The following is a 19,879-nucleotide window of genomic DNA, read 5'->3' as shown; positions in this document are numbered from 1 at the left end:
AAGTTTTCCCACGAGTTTCAGTAAGCTGTTGCAAATGCTCAGGGCAGTTTCTGCTGTGCTTACGTGGGCTTTGTAGATAATTCCAACGTAGAGCGTATGTGAAATATATCATAAGGGCATTGTGAAAATTTGTTATTAGCAAACGATCATCAGTTCTTAAGCTTTAACCGACTCCTAACAATTTCATTAACCAGCGCCGATAAGGTGGATAAAGCAAGTGGCTCGAGGTGCGTTTTGATTGATAAAAAACGCTGCGTAAGTGGCTAAAACGCTCAAAGCCGTGACGGCCATGGTAGGCGCCCATGCCACTCTCGCCGACGCCGCCAAAGGGCAGTGAAGGAACGGCGTGATGAAGCAGCGTGGCATTAAACACCAGTGCGCCAGAGCGTGTCGTTTGCAGCAACTGCTGCTGTAAGCCCTTATCATGTGTGAAGGCATACAGTGCCAGCGGGTGAGGGCGGGCATTCACATAACGTATTGCAGCCGACATATCGCTAATGCCAATTATCGGTAGGCAGCGGCCAAAAATCTCTTCGCGCATCACCTGTAGCCCCTGGTGGGGGTCGATAATCAGCGCTGGGGCATGAGTGCCGTGATCGATGACTCTGCAGCCGTGGTCTTGGGCTTCTTGCAGCATGGCATCTAGCCGCTGCTGGTGGGCCGCGTTAATCGCGTGGGTGGCCGCATGATCGTCGGGGCGCTGCCGTTGGATAGCCTCGCTCAACGCTTTAACCAAGGCATTAATATGGCGGCTCTCAACCAGCACGTAGTCGGGGGCGATACAGGTTTGCCCGCCGTTCATGCCTTTTCCAAAAATAATATCTGCTGCCGCTTTGTCGAAATCCGCATCGCCTGCCACGATGGCGGGCGACTTGCCGCCCAGTTCAAGCGTCGTTGGGGTCAAATTCGCCGCGGCTGCTTGGGCCACTTGCCGACCTACCGCGCTGGAGCCGGTGAACACTAGGTGATCGAACGGCAAACTGCTAAAACGACGCGCCACCTCTACATCGCCTTCTACTACCTTGAGTTCTTCAGGGGTGAAGTATTGCGGCACCAGTCGCTGCAGTAGGGCGCTGGTAGCGGGGGAGTGCTCGCTGGGTTTAAGCATCACCACATTGCCCGCAGCAAATGCATCCACTATCGGCATTAGCGCCAAACTCCAGGGGTAATTCCAGGGTGACATCACGCCGACAACGCCCAGCGGCTGCGGCGCGATGCGTGCCCGGGCAGGCATCAATCGCCACGGCATGCTGACCGACCAAGGGCGCATCCAGCGCCATAGATGCAGTCTGGCATGGCGAATGGCGTGGAGCACCGCGCTGATTTCAGCCATGCGTATTTCCACCTCGCTGCGCTGACCAAAATCCGTTTGAATCGCGCGGATAATCTCAAGCTGGTGATGCTTGGTCATACGCGCGAGGCGGGCCAGCCGGTCACGACGCACCGTTAGCGTCGGGTAGGGCATTTGATCGACAGCGTGGCGCTGCGTTTGAAAGTCACCCGTCATATCGCGCGTCATGGACTCTCCTCATATGCCGTTACCGGCGTGGCGTTAACGTTAAATACTGCAGTTCAATAGCCGTATCTGCTTTCGTTGGCATAGCCCGATGGCATAGCTCGTTGATTTAGCCAGTTGATTTAGACATCGATGTAGGTGGTTAGTGTAAACGGTTTATATAAACAGTTAGTGTAAAGTGACCTTTTAGCCCCCACACGTTCGGGAAGGTGCTATGCCGTTACCCCCACTATCGATCACCATTCTACCCACCATTGAGGCCGTTACGGCAAGCCAGTGGGATTCGCTGGTCGATAATGATCAGCCCTTTTTGCGTCACGCGTTTTTACACGCCCTGGAGGCAAGCGGCTCGGTCAGTGAGGCCACGGGCTGGGAACCGTGCCATCTGAGTGTATGGCAAGGCGAGCAGTTGGTAGCGGCGCTGCCGATGTACCGCAAGCACCACTCTTACGGTGAGTATGTGTTTGATTGGGGTTGGGCGGAAGCGCTAGAGCGTTCCGGTGGTCGCTACTATCCAAAAGCCCTCAGTGCGGTACCGTTTACGCCAGTGCCTGGCGCGCGCACGTTAATCGCCAGGCATGTCGATGCCCGCGCCGTCCGTGGGCTGCTGGCCGGCGCCTGGCGCGAGCAGTGTGAAAGTCTCGGTCTGTCTAGCTGGCACTTGCTATTTGCCGACGAGGCCGATGTCACCGCCTGGCAGGCGCAGTGTCCTGAGCTTATTACGCGTGAAGGCGTACAGTTTCAGTGGCGTGATCGCGGCTTCGGCGATTTTGAGGGCTTTCTAGCCAGCATGACATCGAAACGGCGCAAGATGATCAAGCGCGAGCGTCGCTTGGTCGCCGAGCAGGGGCTACAGGTAGCGCACCTTGAGGGTGATGCAATTACATCAGCGGACATGGTGCATTTCTATCGCTGCTATGCAATTACCTACCATGAGCGCGGCAGGCCGCCTTACTTAAACTATGACTTTTTTGAGCGCCTGCGCCAAACCATGCCAGAGGCGCTGGTGCTGGTGCAGGCTTACGTTGAAGGGCGCCCGGTGGCGTCAGCACTCTATTTTCGTGGCAGTAGCACGCTCTATGGGCGCTACTGGGGGAGTGAAGTCGTCGCCGATTGCCTGCATTTTGAGGCATGTTACTACCAGGGTATCGAGTACTGTTTGCAGCGCGGCTTAACGCTGTTTGATCCGGGCACCCAGGGCGAGCACAAGCTGGTACGCGGGTTTGCGCCCCAGCGTGTGCGTTCGCTGCACTATATTAGCCACCCTGGGCTTGCCGCAGGTGTTGCCCAGTTTTGTCATGAAGAGGGCGAGCATGTCAGCGCCTACCGCGATGCGGCCCATCAAGCGCTGCCATTTAAGTAGTTATTTAAGCTGTCATTATAACGACGTGCGGCTCGCTGGTGCTGCCCCTTAATGGCATAATGCGCGCCGATAAGCACTCTTTAGTGTATCAACGCCGCTTTTGATCAAACCAGGGCTTTGAATAAAATCCAGCCGATATTTCCAAGGAGTGCCGTGATGCGTAAATGGTTAGTGATGACATTGCTCGCTGTCTTGGCGCTGCTTCAGTACGAGCTGTGGTTAGGCAACGGTGGCTGGCACGATTTGCAGCAAGTGGAGCAGCGGGTCGCGGTGCAAGAGGCGGCCAATGTGCCCATGCGCGAGCGCAATGCGCGGCTGGCGGCCGAAGTGACGGATTTAAAAAACGGTTTAGACGCCATTGAGGAGCGGGCACGTAGCGATATGGGCATGGTGCGCACCGACGAGCAGTTCTTCTGGGTGCCTGGTGTAGCGATTGAGAAGGAGCTTATCGGTATTAATGCAGGTCTGGTCGCTCCCCAGGAGCCGCCACAGTGAGCCAAACCTGGTTAATTGTGCCCGCGGCGGGTCAAGGGCGCCGTATGGGGGCCGATAAGCCCAAACAGTACTTAACCTTGGCCGATGAGCAGCCGGTGTTGGCGCATACTTTGGCACGCCTTCATAGCGCCTTTCCTAGCGCTCGCTTGGTGCTCTGTTTAGATGCCGACGACCGCTGGTTCTCGCCCCGCTGGGTGCCTTTTACTGTCTGGCAGCGCGTGACCGGGGGCGATGAGCGAATGGACAGCGTCTTAAATGCCCTGCACGCGATGGCCGCCGATGATAATGACGTAGTGATGGTGCATGATGTGGCCCGCCCCTGTATTACCGTGAGCGATCTCCAGGCGCTGTACCAAGCCGCCGCGACCCACCCCGCAGGCGCGCTTTTGGCGATGCCGGTGGCGGATACCATGAAGCGTGCCGATGATCAGTGCCAAAGCGCGCGAACCGAACCGCGGGATGACTTGTGGCACGCGCTAACGCCCCAAGGGTTTCGCTATGCGCTACTTCGGCGAGCCTTAGAAACCGCCCGCCAGCAACGAACCTTGGTAACCGATGAAGCCTCGGCGGTTGAAGCCTTGGGCGAATGCCCACAGTTGGTAAGCGGACGGCGCGACAACCTGAAAATTACCCACCCGGATGACTTGGCGCTGGCAGCCGCGATTATGGCGGCACAAACCGTTAACACGCCTGACAGGCTTTAATCACTAGGAGCTTATAATGCGTATCGGCCACGGATTTGATGTACACCGTTTCGGCCCCGGCGATCATTTAATGATCGGCGGCGTTAAGCTGCCGTTTGAACACGGCTTTGTGGCCCACTCCGACGGCGATGTGCTGCTTCACGCGATTAGTGATGCACTGTTGGGCGCCTGTGCGCTGGGCGATATTGGCCGCCACTTCCCCGATACTGACCCGGCGTGGGCGGGGGCTGATAGTCGCGAGCTGCTGCGTCATGTAGTCACGCTGACTCAAGGTCAAGGCTATGGGGTGGTCAATATCGACGCCACGCTAATGGCTCAAGCACCTAAAATGGCACCGCATATCGAGGCAATGCGAGAAGTCATTGCTGCCGATCTAGGCGTCGCGCTTGGTCAAGTCAACGTTAAAGCCACCACCACCGAACGATTAGGTTTCACCGGGCGCGGTGAAGGTATCGCCGCGGAGGCGGTGGTGCTGCTTAACCGTGCTGAGGCGCTTAATGATTAATATGCCTGAGTGGCAGCGCTGTCTCGATGCTCAATTTGGCTCTCCCAAACCGGGCCAGTACCGTGCCCAGCCGGAAGATTTTTGGGTCGATGAGCAGCTGGATTTCACCCTGAAGCACACGGGGAACATTTGTGGCTGCGAGTTGAAAAGCGCAATCAAACCACGTTAGATGTCGTCAATACATTAAGTCGGCTTTGTGGCGTAACGCCCCGTGATATCGGTTACTCTGGCATGAAAGACCGCATTGCCGTCACGCGCCAGTGGCTGAGCGTGCATCTGCCCGGCCGCGACGCGCCCACGGAGCTTGAGCAGTCGCTTAATGCGCTGGGGATCACTGTCGTTGAGCAGGCGCGCCACCCACGTAAGCTGAAGCGTGGCGTTCACCGCACTAACCGTTTTGTATTGCGCCTTAGCGGTGAGGCCATTGAAAGCGAAGATTTTGTCAGCCGCTGGGAAGCCCTTTGTCAGCATGGCGTGCCTAACTATTTTGGCCCCCAGCGCTTTGGGCCCGAAGGACGTAATCTTCAGCGTGCCGAAGCATTACTTAACCGAGGTTGGCGAAAACGCGACGATCGCCAGGGTATGATGCTCTCCACTGCGCGCAGTTTTTTGTTTAACGAACTGCTCAGCGCGCGCATTGCGGATGGCACCTGGTCGCAGCCGCTGGCGGGAGACACATTGATGCTGGACGGCACCCAAAGTGTGTTTCGTATCGACGCCTCCGACCATACGCTTCAGGCCCGCGCCGCTGAACTGGATGTGCATCCCACTGGGGTGCTTTGGGGCGTTGGTGAAGCTGACCAGGGCGACGCCGCTGGCTATGAAGCCCGTTTGCTGGAGCACTACCCTGGGCTATGCAGTGGCTTACAACGCAGCGGAGTAAAGCAGGCACGCCGTGCACTTCGTATGCGGCTGCTGGAACCCCAGTATGCTTGGGAGTCAGGTGCTGTCCGGCTTTCGTTTTCGCTGCCGCGGGGCAGCTTTGCCACCGCTGTGCTGGGTGAGCTGATGTTAGCGAACTGATTTAGCTATTAGATTTGAGATTAGCATACAGAAAAGTTAGTAAAAGAGAGGGATATGAGCGGCCGCGTTTCGTGCATATGCTTTTGCGCTCACGTCTCTTGTGGCTATCACTCTTGGCTTACGACTCTTGTGCTTATAACTTTTGTGGTTAAGAACAGGGAGACCCACTATGCGGCGACTGCTGCTTTCCAATGATGATGGTGTGTACGCGCCCGGACTGCGTGCGTTGCACGATGCGCTGTTGGCCCATGCCAATATTCGCGTAGTGGCGCCTGATCGAGACCGCAGTGGTGCTAGCAACTCACTTACTCTGTCACGGCCTCTCTCGTTGACGCCTCTGGATAACGGCTTTTATAGCGTCGATGGTACTCCCGCGGACTGCGTTTATTTGGGCGTTCACGGCGTATGGGATGAAAAACCCGATTTAGTCATCCCGGCATCAATCACGGCAGTAATCTGGGCGATGACGTGCTCTATTCAGGCACTGTCGCGGCGGCGATGGAGGGGCGTAATTTAGGTATGACGGCGATTGCCATGTCGCTGTGTGGCGAGCGTCATTTCGCCACCGCTGCCAGGGTCGCTGCCACTTTGATTGGTGCTGCTGATCAGCTCTCTCTGCCGCCGAGAACGCTGCTGAATGTCAATGTGCCCGATGTGCCCTGGGAGGAGGTTAAAGGCGTAAAAGTGACTCGCTTAGGCTATCGTGGGCCAGCCGAGAAACCGTTAGCGGTAAAAGACCCGCGGGGGCGTACGCGCTACTGGATTGCGCCGGTAGCGGCCAATGCCGATGACGGTGATGATACCGATTTTGCTGCCGTCGAGGCGGGCTATGTGTCGATTACTCCCTTACAAACAGACCTAACGCGGCACCCCGCGCTTAACGATGTGCAGGAATGGTTGGATGTTTTTGCCTGATATCTCTCCAGGAGAGCTGCGCGGTCGCGGCATGACCTCCCAGCGTACTCGTGACCGCATGGTCGAGCGCCTCATGCAGCAGGGCATCAGCGATGCCCGGGTGCTGGAAGTCATGGCCAGAGAGCCGCGTCATCTATTTGTTGATGAAGCGCTGGCCCATCGCGCTTACGAAGATACCGCGCTACCGATTGGCTTTAGCCAAACGCTGTCGCAGCCGTTCATCGTGGCGCGCATGACGGAGCTTGTGTTGCGCGCCGAGCCGCGCAGGGTATTGGAACTGGGGACAGGGTCTGGCTATCAGACGTTAATACTGTCGCGCTTGGTCGAAGAGCTCTACTCCATTGAGCGCATCAGTGCGCTACACGAGCGTGCGGCGGAGCGGTTAAGACGGCTAGCAGCACCTGCCAGACTGGCGGTGGCGGACGGCGGCTATGGTTGGCCAGACGTTGCGCCGTTTGACGTTATTTTGCTAACCGCCTGTGCCCAGACGCTACCCACACCGCTACTAGAGCAATTGAGCCACGACGGGGTGCTGATTGCTCCGTTGGAAGAGCCCGATGGCAACCAGTGGCTTACTCAAGTAAAGCGCATTGGCAGTGCCTTTGAAAAACGTCGGCTTGAGCCCGTGCGTTTTGTACCCTTACTGCAAGGAGTAGTGGATTGAAGCGGCAACCCTTGGGAATATTTTTACGAGGCGCAGGGATGGGCGCCGCCGACGCAGTGCCTGGCGTGTCGGGAGGAACGATTGCATTTATTAGCGGTATCTATGAAGAGCTGATCAATACGATCAAACAGTTTGGCCCCGGTGCCATCGGCGCTTGGCACCGCGGTGGCTGGCGGGCTCTTAGCAACCATTTGAATCTCGCCTTTCTGGTGCCGCTATTGGCGGGGGTTGCGGTTAGCCTGTTTAGCGTAGCGCATTTAGCGCTCTGGTTGATGGAAGCGCACCCGTTGCTGCTGGATGGCTTCTTTTTTGGCCTGGTGGCAGCCTCTGCTCTGGTGGTCGGGCAGGCGAGTAGCGGCTGGAAGCTTTGGTATCTATTGCCGCTACTGGTGGGGCTAGTGCTCGCCCAGGCGTTACCGGGCATGATGCCGCTGGTGTTATTAATTGGTAATGAAGCGCTGGTAGTCATGGTGGCAGGCTGCATCGCGATTAGCGCCATGCTGTTACCGGGCGTGTCAGGTAGCTTTCTATTGCTGACTATGGGCCTCTACGGCACCATTATGGGTGCAATTCGCAGTTTGGATCTGGGCATTATCGTGCTGTTTGGCATGGGCTGCGTAGTCGGCTTAGCGCTGTTTTCACGACTTCTGTCCTGGCTGTTACGGCGTCACCATACCCCAACGATGCAACTGCTATTGGGGTTTATTGCCGGTTCGCTGCCGGTTCTCTGGCCATGGCGCGAGCTGTTACGCTACCAAATCGGGCCAGAAGGGCAAATGATTCCTCTGGAGTACCGCTATTTATTGCCCGCTGACTATGCCGTATTGACCGGCGCTTCGGCACAAGTGGCCGGTGTTGTTGCGCTAATGGCCGTGGGTGCCCTCATTGTCGTGTTACTCAACCGACATGCAGATCGTCGGCCAATCGATACCCAGCTTGGCGCTGAAAAGGAGTAGGTTTGAATGCGTAAAGGTCATATACCTAAAGTACTCATGATGTCGGCGCTGGCATTAGCCATTGCTGGCTGTGCCAGCCAGCAAGGCGGAAGCCCCCAGGTGCGCGATTTAAGCCAAGCACGCCAGGCGGTGGAAAACTCGCCCCAGTACACGGTGAAAGCGGGTGATACTTTGTATGGCATTGCTTGGCAGCACAATTTGGATTATCGCCAGCTCGCGGCAATCAATAACATTGATCCGCCCTACCAAATTCGGCCAGGGCAAACGATTGCCCTGCGTGAAGGCGCTGGGTCGGCATCAACGGCCAGTAACCAGCCCACGACGAATACCTCAAGTGGCGCAGTGGCGACCGGGCTGAGCCCACAGACGGCCTCAGTGGCCAGCGACGACCAGGAGTTGGATTGGCTACTGCCCGATGAATCCGCGATTCAACGCAACCAGCGCCTTACCGCTGAACGCAATGCAGCAGAGCAAGAGGCTGATGAATCGTCCTCAACACCTCAGCCTGAAGTCGTCGCGGCGGCTGAGCCTGAGCCCGCCGAGCAACCTGAACCACAGCCATCATCAGAACCCGAACAAGCTGAGCCACAGCAAGCGCCGGCACCGCAGCCCGAATCTGAGCCCGAACCACAGCCTGAAGCAGCGTCTGCCACACAAAGTGCCAGCGTAGACCGTTCATCGCGTACCTATACGCCCGCCGAAAACATCGACTGGCAGTGGCCTGCCGATGGTAATGTGGTCGGGGCATTTGGTCAGGGTGATAGCATCACCGCCGGGATTGATATCGCTGGTGAAAAGGGGCAACCTGTTAAAGCAGCAGGCCCCGGCATTGTGGTTTATGCGGGCAGTGGCGTCAGGGGGTACGGCAACCTCATCCTTCTCAAGCACAACGATCAGTTCCTGAGCGCGTATGCTCATAACGACAGCTTACGGGTCAGTGAAAATGACGTAGTAGAGGCTGGTGAGGTGATTGCCACAATGGGAGATAGCGATGCTGAAAACGTCAGATTACACTTTGAAGTTCGCCGTGATGGGCAGCCGCAAGATCCCATGGACTTCCTGCCTTCTCGCTAATGCACTCACCGGGATAGTGAGCAGTCAGCGCATAACTTGGACGTTGCCCGAATCGCAGCATTCGAGCGTCATATAACAATCGTCACATAACAATATGGTGTGCGTCTTAGAACGCACCCTTTGACTTTCTAAATGGCGGGTAGGCGACAAACGAGGGTAAGGCCATGAGTATGTTGGAGAAAGATCTACAGGAGGTTGACCTGGACGCTGCTGAGGAGGCACTTGATGATACCGATGACGATGTCACGATAGAAGAAGATGCCTTTGAGAAAGCGCTAGGGCGTGAGGATCGTCAATCGACCCAAAGCTTGGATGCGACGCAAATCTACCTCAACGAAATCGGCTTTTCGCCACTGTTAACGCCAGAAGAGGAAGTTTACTACGGCCGCTTAGCGCGTAAAGGCGACCCCTTGGGTCGCTCACGAATGATTGAATCCAACCTGCGGCTGGTAGTGAAAATTGCCCGCCGCTACCTAAACCGTGGCTTGACGTTGCTGGATTTGATCGAAGAGGGCAATTTAGGTTTGATTCGCGCGGTAGAGAAGTTTGACCCCGAACGGGGCTTTCGTTTCTCGACCTACGCCACCTGGTGGATTCGTCAAACCATTGAGCGGGCGCTGATGAACCAGACGCGGACGATCCGCTTGCCCATTCACGTGGTCAAAGAGCTCAATATTTACCTGCGTGCGGCGCGTGAATTGACTCAAAAGTTTGACCATGAAGCCACCGCCGAAGAGATCGCTGATCACCTTGATAAACCGGTCGATGTGGTCAAAAAGATGCTCGGTCTTAATGAGCGCGTATCATCTGTCGATTACCCCATGGGTGGTGAAAGTGATAAACCGCTGATCGATACATTGGCTGACGATGAAGTGCAGGGGCCTGAGGCGCGGCTAGTGGATGGCGACGTTAAAGAGCATGTGGATCTTTGGTTGGATGAGCTGAGCGAAAAACAGCGCGAAGTGGTGGTGCGCCGTTTTGGTTTGCGCGGTCACGAATCGGCCACCTTGGAAGAGGTGGGCGCCGAAATCGGTTTAACCCGCGAGCGAGTTCGCCAGATTCAGGTCGAAGCACTCAAGAAACTACGCCGTGCATTGGAAAAACAGGGCCTTTCTTTAGAGGCGCTGTTTGAAACCTGAGTGATCGGGAGCTTTTGCCACTGAACGCTGAGTTAACTCTTCTAGTCGGCTAAATGCACCAGTGGGAGGCAGCTTTAGCTCGCGACCGCTTATGTGGTTGGGAAAGGTGTGCCACCTCTCTAAGCCGGGCGAGCGTTATTAAGCGCTTACTCGGCTTTTTATTGCTGGCATTTTTATTAACAAACTTTTATTGCTAAATCAGGTAAGTGAGAAAGCACATGCGCCCCCTTGTGGCCGATATTGATCTGGACGCGCTGCGTCACAACTATCAATTGGCGTGCCGCTGCGCGCCGCAAAGCCGCTCAGTGGCAGTTATCAAAGCCGATGGGTATGGGCATGGCGCGCTGGCCTGCGCTCAGGCGCTGGAAGGCCAGGCTCCCGCGTTTGCCGTTGCCTGTATCGAAGAGGCGCTTACCCTGCGCCAGGGCGGCATTACCCAACCCATCATCCTGTTGGAAGGTATCTTCAGCGCCGACGAGCTGGAGCTGGTGGATTCCCACGGCTTCTGGATTGCGGTACACAGCCAATGGCAGGTCGATGCCCTGCTAGCCGCTTCACCTATAAAGCCAATTCCTGTCTGGTTGAAAGTTGACTCCGGCATGCACCGCCTGGGCTTTGCCATCGACGAGGCCGCCGCTATCTGGCGTCAGCTAAGTGCCGCGCCAAGCGTGGCCTCGCTCCACCTTATGAGTCATTTTGCCAGCGCCGATTCCCGCGATAACCGCTATTTCAACCAGCAAATGACCCGGCTGCAAGGTCTTGCTAGCGAGCTAGAAGCGCCGCTGTGCCTGGCCAACTCACCGGCTACCCTGGCGTGGCCGGTGGCCCATGGTGACTGGAACCGGCCAGGTGTGATGCTCTACGGCAGCGACCCCTTGGAAGTTGCCAACGAAATCACTCAGCAACTGCAGCCGGTGATGACCCTACGCTCAGAAATAATTGCCCTGAGGGAGCTGGAAGAGGGCGAGCCCGTGGGCTATAGCGGGCGCTGGCGCGCACCGCGGCGTTCACGCATTGCCGTGGTCGCCTGCGGCTACGGTGATGGCTATGACCGTCATGCCCGCGATGGCACGCCGGTACTGGTCAACGGCCAGCGCTGTGCGATTGCCGGAAAAGTCTCCATGGATATGTTGACCGTTGATGTGACGGACGTACCCGACGCCGCGATTGGCAGCGACGTTGTATTGTGGGGCAGGGCCAGCAACGGCGAGGTGCTGTCGGTGGATGAAGTGGCCCGCTACTGCGATACCATCAGCTATACGCTGCTAACAGGGGTACTGCCTCGGGCGCCGCGGCGTTATCATGGGCGTTCTGCTTAAACGGTTGTTTGCATGTCGAAATCACGTTACCCGCGCTCATTCGCCCACCCGCGTTACTGGCCCACATGGCTGGCTATTGGTGCCATGTATATCGCTGCCTGGTTGCCTTGGCGATTAAAAATGGCCATTGGCAAAGGGCTTGGACTGCTCGCCTGGCGCTTTGCCAAACGGCGGCGCCATATTACCGAAACCAATATAGCGCTCTGTTTTCCCGAAAAGAGTCCCCAGCAACAGTATCAGCTCGTTAAAGATACCTTTATTGCCAATGGTATTGGTCTGATTGAAACCGCAACCGGCTGGTGTCGGGATGGCGAAAGCCTACGCCACCGGGTCGCTTACATCGGCGAAGAGCATATGGCCCGCGCCGAGGCCCGGGGTAAAGGCGTGATCATTGTGGGGGTTCACTTCTCTTCCCTCGATTTAGGGGGTGCCCTGCACGCGCTGTTTTTCTCTGCCGATGCGGTCTATCGACCGCATAATAACCCGCTGTTTGAGCGTTTTATGACCCGCGCCCGCGGGCGCAATTTTGGTGTTGCCCTCGACCGTTATGACTTGCGTGGCGCGGTGCGTCAGCTCAAGGATGGACGTATGGTGTGGTACTCACCGGATCAGGATTTTGGCCGCGATGTGAGCGTATTTGCGCCGCTATTTGGTCAGCAGGCCGCGACTATTCGCTTAACGGCCAAGCTTGCGCGTATGACCGGCGCGTCAGTGGTGCCGATGATGTTTCACCGCAACCCGGATAACGCCACCTATACCATTGAAAGCCTGCCTGCCCTGGAAGGTTTTCCCAGCGGCGATGAAGTTGCCGATGCCACACGAATCAATCAGTTTATTGAACTGGCCATTCGCAAGCATCCCGAGCAGTACCTCTGGCTACACCGACGTTTTAAGACTCGCCCTGAAGGCGAGCCAAGCGTTTATTAAACGGCGATAGCCCTTCCTGTCATCGCGAGCGAAGCGCGGCGATCTCGGCTTGAGTGCCCACCGTAGGTAGAGATTGCTTCGTCGCAGGCTCCTCGCAATGACAGATAAGCCAGGCTCCTAATGCCCTTCCTGTCATCGCGAGCGAAGCGCGGCGATCTCGACTTGAGTGCCACCGCGGGTAGAGATTGCTTCGTCGCAGGCTCCTCGCAATGACAGGATAAGCCAGTATATTTAGTTGATATGAAAAAAAGCCAGCGTTCGCTGGCTTTTTGGTGTTTCGGTGCTGCGTTGAGACCCGTTTGGGGGCTTAATCCAGATTGCGGGAGTAGAAAATTTCCAGCATCTCTTTACGCAAACGGCCCTCGATATCCCGGGCTTCTTCAAAGGTAATATCGCGACGCGACGTGCCGAACAGGTAGTTATCCAGTTCGAAGTCTTTGAGCAGCATCTTGGTGTGGAACATATTCTCCTGATACACGTTGACGTCCATCATCTGATACGCATTCTTGGTGTCTTCAGCGAGGTAGTCTTGAATGGAAGTAATACCGTGATCGATAAACAGTTTTTTGCCATCCACATCGCGAGTAAAGCCACGCACCCGGTAATCCATGGTGACGATATCGGAGTCGAAGCTGTGGATCAGGTAGTTCAGCGCTTTTAATGGGCTGATATGACCACAGGTGGAGACATCAATATCCAGGCGGAAGGTGCTAATACCGTTGTCGGGGTGCGACTCGGGGTAGCTGTGCACCGTCACGTGGCTTTTATCCAGGTGGCCAACCACCGTCTCCGGTAGCGGGCCGGGACCTGGCTCAATTTGTTCAGGCGCCGCCTCATCAAGCTCATGTTCGGCAATCAAAATCGTCACGCTCGCGCCGTGGGGCTCGTAGTCCTGGCGGGCGATATTGAGCACATGGGCGCCGATGATATTGGTGACGTCTTTAAGAATCTGCGTCAAACGTTCGGCGTTATACAGCTCATCGATATAGTCGATGTAAGCCGCCGTCTGCTCTTCGGTTTTGGCATAACAGATATCGTAAATGTTGAAGCTCAGCGAGCTAGTCAGGTTGTTAAACCCGTGGAGTCGGAGATTGTCTGTCACGTCCGAGCCTCCTCCATAATCTCAAAGGAATGGGTGATCTCAACGCCGCCGTTAACGAGCATGATCGAGGCACTGCAGTATTTTTCAGCGGAGAGCTCAACCGCGCGGGCCACCTGCTTCTCTTTCAGCGCGCGACCGGTCACCACGAAATGGACGTGGATCTTGGTAAAAACGGCGGGCACTTCATCGGCGCGTTCGGCGTCTAGCTCAGCAACGCAGTCGGTCACATTGGCACGCGCTTTATCAAGAATATTCAAGATATCAAAAGCGGTGCAGCTGCCCATGCCCATTAGCAGCATTTCCATTGGGCGAGGCCCTGTGTTGCGACCACCGTGGTCGGGCGGGCCGTCGATCACAACGCTGTGCCCGCTACCGGATTCCGCCACGAATTGGCGGCCTTCTGTCCATTTTACCCGTGCTTTCACGTTGCTCTCCTCATCTAGGCGACGAAAGGTAAGTCGCGCAGCATAACATTTCTTGGCCTGCGCGCCTCTTCTCAGCGCCGCTGTTGAACATTGCTAATGTTCGGCATGCGCCAGCCACTCTCATAAATAGCTGTTTTACCTGTCACACTCGGATTGTAAAGATACACCCAGGCGAGACCAAAACAGGTGGTTATCTGCTGGCGGTCATACTCACCCTCTGACGGCGCATCGATGCGGTAGTCCTCTAACCAGTCTAGCTGGGCCAGATGGTCAATACTGATCTGATAGACTTCAATCGTCACCCCTTTTGACCGCTGCCATTTGGCACCGGGGTAGGGGCCAATATCGTAAAGCGTGAGCGCTTTAGTAACGTCGCTCCCGAGCAGAGTGGCTCCGTTTAGCCAGTGGGCATTGTTGAAACCTTGCTTGAGCGTGCCGTAGACCGCTACCCGTGGAGTGTTGGCGATTGCCTCACGTAAGTGGTGCGGATGCATAGGCTAACCCCTTTCGCTCTGTAGCTGGCGTTCCAGCGCCGACAGTCGTTCAGGGGTTCCAACGTCGACCCAATGCCCTTTATAGTGCTCGCCGCTTACCCGGTTGTTATCGATAGCAGTTCTCAGCAGTGGCGCCAAGGCAAAGGCGCCCTGGGGTTGTCCGGCGAGCAGCCCTGGGTGAATCACGCTGATACCTGAGTAGGTCAAACGCTCAGTGCTGGTTTGATTCACGCGCCCTCCTGCTAGTCCAAAATCCCCACTGGCGTGATGAGAAGGGTTTTCCACCAGCATCAGGTGAGCCAGATCATTGCCTTGCAGCGCGTGCTGGGTGGGGAGCGCTGCGCACCAAACATCGCCGTTAATCAACAGAAACGGCGCCTCGCCAAGCATCGGCAGCGCTTGCTGAATACCGCCTCCGGTTTCCAACGGTTCGGTTTCGCGACTCCAGTGAATGTGCAGTCCATAGGCGTCACCATCGCCGAGCGCTGCGATAATCTGCTCTGCACGGTAGCTGACATTGATGACGACCTCATGAATACCTGCCTGGCGAAGACGCGCCAGGTGGTGCACGATTAGCGGCTTGCCCGCCACGGGCAGCAGCGGCTTGGGGCAGTGGTCGGTGAGCGGACGCATTCGCTTGCCTAGGCCTGCGGCTAAAATCATCGCTTTCATGACGGTATTTCCGCTAGTCGTTTCATAATGGCAGGTCTTAAGGTGAGTTGGAGCCACTCAGCGAACTCAGCCTGCTCGGTCAGAAACGAAAAGCTATCTTCCAGATGATCCAGAAAGTGGGGTAAGCGCTCGAGATAGCCACTTTTTTGATCGCGCAGGGTTAAGCGGCAGAAAATCCCCAGCACTTTTAGTGAGCGCTGGGCAGCCATCGCGTGGCACTGGAGCAGAAAAGTGGCAAAATCGACACTGCTGGGCAGTCGACCATCATGGCGGGCCTGGTGATAAAAAGCCTCGACAAAGCCAGCGAACTGCTCATTGCTAAAGCGGCAGTATCGCCCCCGTAACAGCGAGATCACATCGTAGCTGAGCGGGCCAGCCACGGCGTCCTGAAAGTCGATCATAAACAGACGCTGATCGTGCAGCATCAGGTTCATGGCATCAAAATCACGGTGCACAGTCACTACCGGCTGCGCTAAGGCATGCTGGATAAGCTGCTCACGAACAACGTGCCAGCTCTCTGGCGATGGCAGCGTTAACCAAGCGCTGAGACACCACTCGGGAAACAGGTCGAGTTCGCGGCCCAACAACGCCGTATCATACACGGGCAGCGAGTCAGGGCCTGCGCGATTTTGCAGCTCGGCGATCAGCGTGAGAGCCTGCTGATGGTAAGCCTGTATGCTAGCGTCGTCGCTAAACAAACACTGTAGGGGGGTGTTACCCAAGTCTTCAAGCAGCAGAAAGCCGTCCGCCAGGTTGGTGGCGTGCACCTGGGTACCGGCAGTCCGGCGCTTCGCCAGCGCTTGGCAATGGTTACAAACGGCTGGGAGTCCTCTTGCTCAGGCGGGGCATCCATGACCACCTGGGTGGTGCCGTCGGGTAGTGTTAGGCGAAAATAGCGCCGAAAACTCGCATCGCCCACGGCGGATGAAAGCGAAATATCGGTCTCAGAGAGACCGTTTTGTTGGGCGGCCCACATGGTGAGGGCGTTAATCCGATATGAGGACATGCAAGCTCCTTGCTGGTCGGGCATCATGCGGGCTGTATAATACCGATTCTGGATGCCAAGGATAACGAACATGGGCAAGCGATTTTCGCGCACGTTGCCGGTTGCGCATACGCTGATGGGCAGTTTGCTTGCTGGCGCCTCGTTTACAGCGGTGGCTCAGGGTCAAACCATGTCCGCTGAAGCGTTGGATTGGCAACCCTGGGGGGAAGAGGAAGCGGCTAACCAACTGTGCCGGGGCCGCTATGTAATGCCCAGCTACCGCTTGCCAGCGGAAGATAACCGGAAACCGTCTCGTTGGAGGCCCGGGAAGTCGATTACGCTGCCGATGGCGAAGCATTGCTACGCGGTGATGTGGTACTGCGCCGCGGCAATGAAGAAGTGGAAGCGGAGCGTATCTTTTTACCCGCTGACCGTCAGCAGGTCGACGCAGAAGGTAATATCGCCATCCGCGATGGGCGCGCTTTGGTGCGTGGCGAACAGGCGATGCTCCGCTAAACGAAGATCGGGCCACCCTGGGTGACAGCCACTATGTGCTCTACGAGCAGCATCTGCGCGGTCAGGCTAGTCAGCTAGAGCAGACCGGGGAGGGCGAGTACCGCCTGCAAGACGCAAGCTTCACCACCTGTGATCCAGGCGCCAATAGCTGGCAACTGGTCAGCAGCGATATTCGTTTGAACCAAGCCGAAGGCTTTGGCACAGCGCGTCATGCGCGCCTGGAAGTGAAAGATGTGCCGGTATTTTACTGGCCATGGCTGCGCTTTCCCATCGACGATCGCCGCCATACAGGCTTGCTGTCTCCGTCGATTGGCTTTTCAACGGACGGTTTTGACTACGCCCAGCCGTTTTATTGGAATATTGCCGCAAACCACGATGCGACGATCACGCCGCGCTGGATGAGTGACCGCGGGCTGTTGATGAACGGTGAATACCGCTACCTGTTTGAGGAGAGCTCGGGCATCGTTGAAGGCGGCTATTTAAACAGTGATAACGGTGGCTCTGGCGGCGGAGAAAATCGCTTTGAGGGTGATGATCGCTGGTATGTGGATGCCCGCCATGCGGGGCGGGTAAATGAGCGCAGTAATTATCGGCTGCGCTACGGGGCCGCCAGCGACGGTCGCTATTTCGATGACTTCGGCGGTGAGTTGGCGAGAGCGAGCGCGCCAGTATGGAGCGTTTGGCCCAGGTCGATTACCGCGGCCAGCGCTGGCAGTTGGATGCCCGCGCCCAGGGTTTCCAGCGCTTGGAAGACCCGCTTAGCGATAGCGATAAACCTTTTTATCAACTGCCGAGCCTGAGCGCGAATGCCAACTGGCAGTTCGACAACGGGCTATACCCAGTGGCGATCAAACGCGACCTATTTTGGCGCGACGTGGATGAGCGCCGCGTGCCGGAGCGCGAAGCGGCCACCGTAGCCGTTTGCACCTAATGCCTGCGGTTGGCTGGCGTTTCGAGCGCCCTTGGGGCTACCTGGAGCCGCGTACCGAGCTATGGAACACTGCTTACGAGCTGGATTACGGCGAGCGCGATACACAGCGTAGCGACTCACCCAGCCGCAGTGTTGTGCTGACCCTCCATCGACAGTGGGCTCGTCTTTGAACGTGAGCTTGCACTGGGTGGGCGGGACTACCGCCAAACCCTAGAGCCGCGTTTGAACTACGCCTATGTGCCGCGCACCGATCAGAGCGAACTGCCCGACTTTGACAGCCGCGAACGCGCTTTCTCCTGGGATCAGCTTTGGTCAGCGCAGCGCTTTTCCGGTACTGACCGCGTTGGCGATCTAAACGGCTCTCTTACGGCGTGCAGTCACGCTTATTGGAGATGCCTCCGGTCGTGACCGGCTCTCGTTTGGGGTAGGTCAGAGCGTTTACTTTGATGACCGCCGTATCGATAGCGAGGGCGATGCCGATACGCTGCCGGATCGGCCGGAAGACAACCCAAGCGTCAATCCGGAAAGCCGCTATCAGGCCACCCGAGATCGTTCGCCGCTGGTTACCCGCCTTGACTGCAGATTAATGATGCTGGAGCAGCGAGCAGAATGGCTCTACGATGACCACCGGGAACGCACCGAACGATCAAGTGTTGATGTTAGTTACCGGCATCCCGAAGGGCACGTAGTGAACCTTGGCTACCGTTGGGAGATCGAAGGGTTCGATCCAGGCGTATGCCGGGCGATAACGGCTTTCGCGACTATAACCGCGAAGAGTGGGATCTCTCATTTGCCTGGAAAGCCAGCACCAACATTGATTTGATTGGCCGCTACCTGCACGATCAAACCAATGAACGCTCACTGGAGCAATTGGCAGGCGTGCAGTGGAACAACTGCTGTTACGGTCTGCAGTTGGTGTGGCGCGAATGGGTAGATGACAATGACACCGCACCCATTAATGATGACTTTAATGATCGCGGGCTATTTTTACGCTTCGTATTCCGTGGCTTAGGCGGCGTTGGCCAGGATGCGGATAGCTATTTTGAACAGACCATTCCTGGCTATCGTCCGACTGCCCTGTAAATGACTTCCATCGAATGGCTAATGAAAGAGACGTTTGTTATGAAAATGAGAAAGCCCCTGCTAGGCCGTATGAAACAGCTATCGGCTGGTAGCCTGCTCGCTTTGTGTGTAGGCGCAGGCCTTGCATTGGCCCCGCTAGCCCTTCAGGCGCAGAACTTCCAGTCCACCCAGCGCCAAGTGCTGGACAGCGTCGTGGCCGTGGTCAATAACGATGTGATTATGCGCAGCGAGTTAGATGATCGCATGACGCAAATCGAGCAGCAGGCGCAGGCCCAGGGTGGTAATCTCCCTCCGCGCTCCCAATTGGAGCGTCAGGTGCTTGAGCGCATGGTAATGGAAGAGATTCAACTGCAGATGGCGAAAGATGCCAACTTGAGCGTCGATGATACCGAGCTCAATGGGCAAGTGCGCTCGATTGCCGAATCCAATGGCATGACGCTTGACCAGTTTGCCGATGCCGTGGAAGCTGATGGTATGACGCTGGCCAGCGTGCGCGAAGATATTCGCCGCGAAATGCTGATGCGTCAGGTGCAGCAGCGCCAAATTAGCAACCGCGTATCGGTCAGCGATCGCGACGTTGAGCGCTTTCTAAACCAGCAGCCCGGCCAGTCCGGCGAGCAGAACTTTATTGAAGAGACCCGTGCCCGCCACGTGCTGATTGCACTGACCCCTAATCGCGATGAAAACCAGGCCCGCGCGCGAGCAGAAGAGGTACGTCAGCGCCTTTCACAAGGCGAGGATTTTGCTTCGGTGGCGCGTGAGATGAGCGACGACAGTGGCACTGCCCTCAACGGCGGCGAGCTGGGCTGGGTTCGCCCAGGGCAAACCGTACCCGCCTTTGAAGAGGCGATGCGCGACCTGGATGTTAACCAGATATCTCAGCCGGTTCGCTCTCAGTTTGGCTACCACGTGATTGAGGTGGAAGAGCGCCGTCGTCAAAACGTTACCCAAGAGAGCCAGCGTGAGCAGGTGCGCCAGGCGATCTTCCAGCGTCGCGCGAACGAAGAGTTAGAGACATGGCAACAAGAGATTCGCTCCCAGGCCTTTGTTGATATTCGACTCTAATGGTAG

Annotated in this window: 16 protein-coding genes and 4 pseudogenes; 14 read left to right on the top strand and 6 right to left on the bottom strand. The window is 56.7% G+C overall.

Going from position 1 to position 19,879, the window contains the following annotated elements; all coding sequences use genetic code 11:
* Nucleotides 1–163 precede the first annotated feature (163 nt).
* On the bottom strand, nucleotides 164–1,519 hold the full coding sequence (locus tag FDY98_RS24400) for an aldehyde dehydrogenase family protein (RefSeq protein WP_027958034.1): 1,356 nt from the start codon (nucleotides 1,517–1,519) through the stop codon (nucleotides 164–166).
* A 211-nt stretch (nucleotides 1,520–1,730) separates the two neighbouring features.
* Between FDY98_RS24400 and FDY98_RS24395 the strand changes: the two genes are divergently transcribed.
* The 12 genes and pseudogenes from FDY98_RS24395 to lpxL all read left to right on the top strand — a co-directional run bounded on the left by FDY98_RS24395 (nucleotide 1,731) and on the right by lpxL (nucleotide 12,600).
* Nucleotides 1,731–2,879, top strand: a complete 1,149-nt coding sequence (locus FDY98_RS24395) for a GNAT family N-acetyltransferase (RefSeq protein ID WP_027958033.1) — start codon at nucleotides 1,731–1,733, stop codon at nucleotides 2,877–2,879.
* A 156-nt stretch (nucleotides 2,880–3,035) separates the two neighbouring features.
* Complete coding sequence (ftsB, locus tag FDY98_RS24390; RefSeq protein ID WP_022522352.1) at nucleotides 3,036–3,374, top strand: cell division protein FtsB; 339 nt, start codon at nucleotides 3,036–3,038, stop codon at nucleotides 3,372–3,374.
* Nucleotides 3,371–4,078, top strand: coding sequence for a 2-C-methyl-D-erythritol 4-phosphate cytidylyltransferase (ispD, locus tag FDY98_RS24385; RefSeq protein WP_009287334.1), 708 nt, complete (start codon nucleotides 3,371–3,373; stop codon nucleotides 4,076–4,078). The genes ftsB and ispD overlap by 4 nt, the downstream gene beginning before the upstream one ends.
* Before the next feature lie 16 nt (nucleotides 4,079–4,094).
* Nucleotides 4,095–4,583, top strand: a complete 489-nt coding sequence (gene ispF / locus FDY98_RS24380) for a 2-C-methyl-D-erythritol 2,4-cyclodiphosphate synthase (RefSeq protein ID WP_022522354.1) — start codon at nucleotides 4,095–4,097, stop codon at nucleotides 4,581–4,583.
* A pseudogene (gene truD, locus FDY98_RS24375) lies at nucleotides 4,576–5,606 on the top strand (tRNA pseudouridine(13) synthase TruD). Before ispF ends, truD begins: the two are co-directional and overlap by 8 nt.
* Nucleotides 5,607–5,775: 169 nt before the next feature.
* A pseudogene (gene surE, locus FDY98_RS24370) lies at nucleotides 5,776–6,521 on the top strand (5'/3'-nucleotidase SurE).
* Complete coding sequence (locus FDY98_RS24365) at nucleotides 6,508–7,185, top strand: protein-L-isoaspartate(D-aspartate) O-methyltransferase (RefSeq protein WP_022522357.1); 678 nt, start codon at nucleotides 6,508–6,510, stop codon at nucleotides 7,183–7,185. The pseudogene surE and the gene FDY98_RS24365 overlap by 14 nt, the downstream one beginning before the upstream one ends.
* Nucleotides 7,182–8,141: a DUF368 domain-containing protein gene (locus tag FDY98_RS24360; RefSeq protein WP_027958031.1), complete on the top strand. Its 960-nt coding sequence runs from the start codon at nucleotides 7,182–7,184 to the stop codon at nucleotides 8,139–8,141. The genes FDY98_RS24365 and FDY98_RS24360 overlap by 4 nt, the downstream gene beginning before the upstream one ends.
* A 6-nt stretch (nucleotides 8,142–8,147) precedes the next feature.
* The gene (locus tag FDY98_RS24355; protein WP_081742557.1) at nucleotides 8,148–9,215 is read left to right on the top strand and encodes a peptidoglycan DD-metalloendopeptidase family protein; all 1,068 of its coding nucleotides are present in this window, start codon (nucleotides 8,148–8,150) and stop codon (nucleotides 9,213–9,215) included.
* Nucleotides 9,216–9,379: 164 nt separating this feature from the next.
* Nucleotides 9,380–10,354, top strand: coding sequence for an RNA polymerase sigma factor RpoS (gene rpoS / locus FDY98_RS24350; RefSeq protein ID WP_022522360.1), 975 nt, complete (start codon nucleotides 9,380–9,382; stop codon nucleotides 10,352–10,354).
* Between the two features lie 218 nt (nucleotides 10,355–10,572).
* Entirely contained in the window at nucleotides 10,573–11,673 is a 1,101-nt protein-coding gene (gene alr / locus FDY98_RS24345; RefSeq protein WP_027958029.1) for an alanine racemase, read from the top strand.
* A gap of 12 nt (nucleotides 11,674–11,685) precedes the next feature.
* A complete protein-coding gene (gene lpxL / locus FDY98_RS24340) occupies nucleotides 11,686–12,600 on the top strand; it encodes an LpxL/LpxP family Kdo(2)-lipid IV(A) lauroyl/palmitoleoyl acyltransferase (RefSeq protein WP_009287327.1) in 915 nt (304 codons plus the stop codon).
* 307 nt (nucleotides 12,601–12,907) lie between these two features.
* Here the strand turns inward: lpxL and speD are convergent, their stop codons facing one another.
* The 5 genes and pseudogenes from speD to FDY98_RS24315 form a co-directional block, all read right to left on the bottom strand.
* Nucleotides 12,908–13,702 (bottom strand): adenosylmethionine decarboxylase, encoded by a 795-nt coding sequence (gene speD / locus FDY98_RS24335; RefSeq protein WP_022522363.1) that lies wholly within the window; start codon nucleotides 13,700–13,702, stop codon nucleotides 12,908–12,910.
* Nucleotides 13,699–14,127: an OsmC family protein gene (locus FDY98_RS24330; protein ID WP_022522364.1), complete on the bottom strand. Its 429-nt coding sequence runs from the start codon at nucleotides 14,125–14,127 to the stop codon at nucleotides 13,699–13,701. The genes speD and FDY98_RS24330 overlap by 4 nt, the downstream gene beginning before the upstream one ends.
* A gap of 71 nt (nucleotides 14,128–14,198) precedes the next feature.
* Entirely contained in the window at nucleotides 14,199–14,621 is a 423-nt protein-coding gene (locus tag FDY98_RS24325; protein WP_027958028.1) for a gamma-glutamylcyclotransferase family protein, read from the bottom strand.
* 3 nt (nucleotides 14,622–14,624) lie between these two features.
* A complete protein-coding gene (murU, locus tag FDY98_RS24320; protein WP_027958027.1) occupies nucleotides 14,625–15,293 on the bottom strand; it encodes an N-acetylmuramate alpha-1-phosphate uridylyltransferase MurU in 669 nt (222 codons plus the stop codon).
* Nucleotides 15,290–16,299, bottom strand: a pseudogene (locus FDY98_RS24315) (aminoglycoside phosphotransferase family protein). Before FDY98_RS24315 ends, murU begins: the two are co-directional and overlap by 4 nt.
* A 70-nt stretch (nucleotides 16,300–16,369) precedes the next feature.
* Here FDY98_RS24315 and FDY98_RS29870 point away from each other — a divergent pair.
* Nucleotides 16,370–18,808, top strand: a pseudogene (locus tag FDY98_RS29870) (LPS-assembly protein LptD).
* Between the two features lie 39 nt (nucleotides 18,809–18,847).
* Nucleotides 18,848–19,873: a peptidylprolyl isomerase gene (locus FDY98_RS24305; protein ID WP_027958025.1), complete on the top strand. Its 1,026-nt coding sequence runs from the start codon at nucleotides 18,848–18,850 to the stop codon at nucleotides 19,871–19,873.
* The last annotated feature ends 6 nt before the right edge of the window (nucleotides 19,874–19,879 follow it).

Origin of the sequence: Halomonas sp. PA16-9 (assembly GCF_009728585.1) — a bacterium.
GTDB classification, from domain to species: Bacteria; Pseudomonadota; Gammaproteobacteria; order Pseudomonadales; family Halomonadaceae; genus Vreelandella; species Vreelandella titanicae.
Note: the sequence above shows the minus strand (reverse complement) of the source record. Positions and strands in the feature narration are given on the sequence as shown.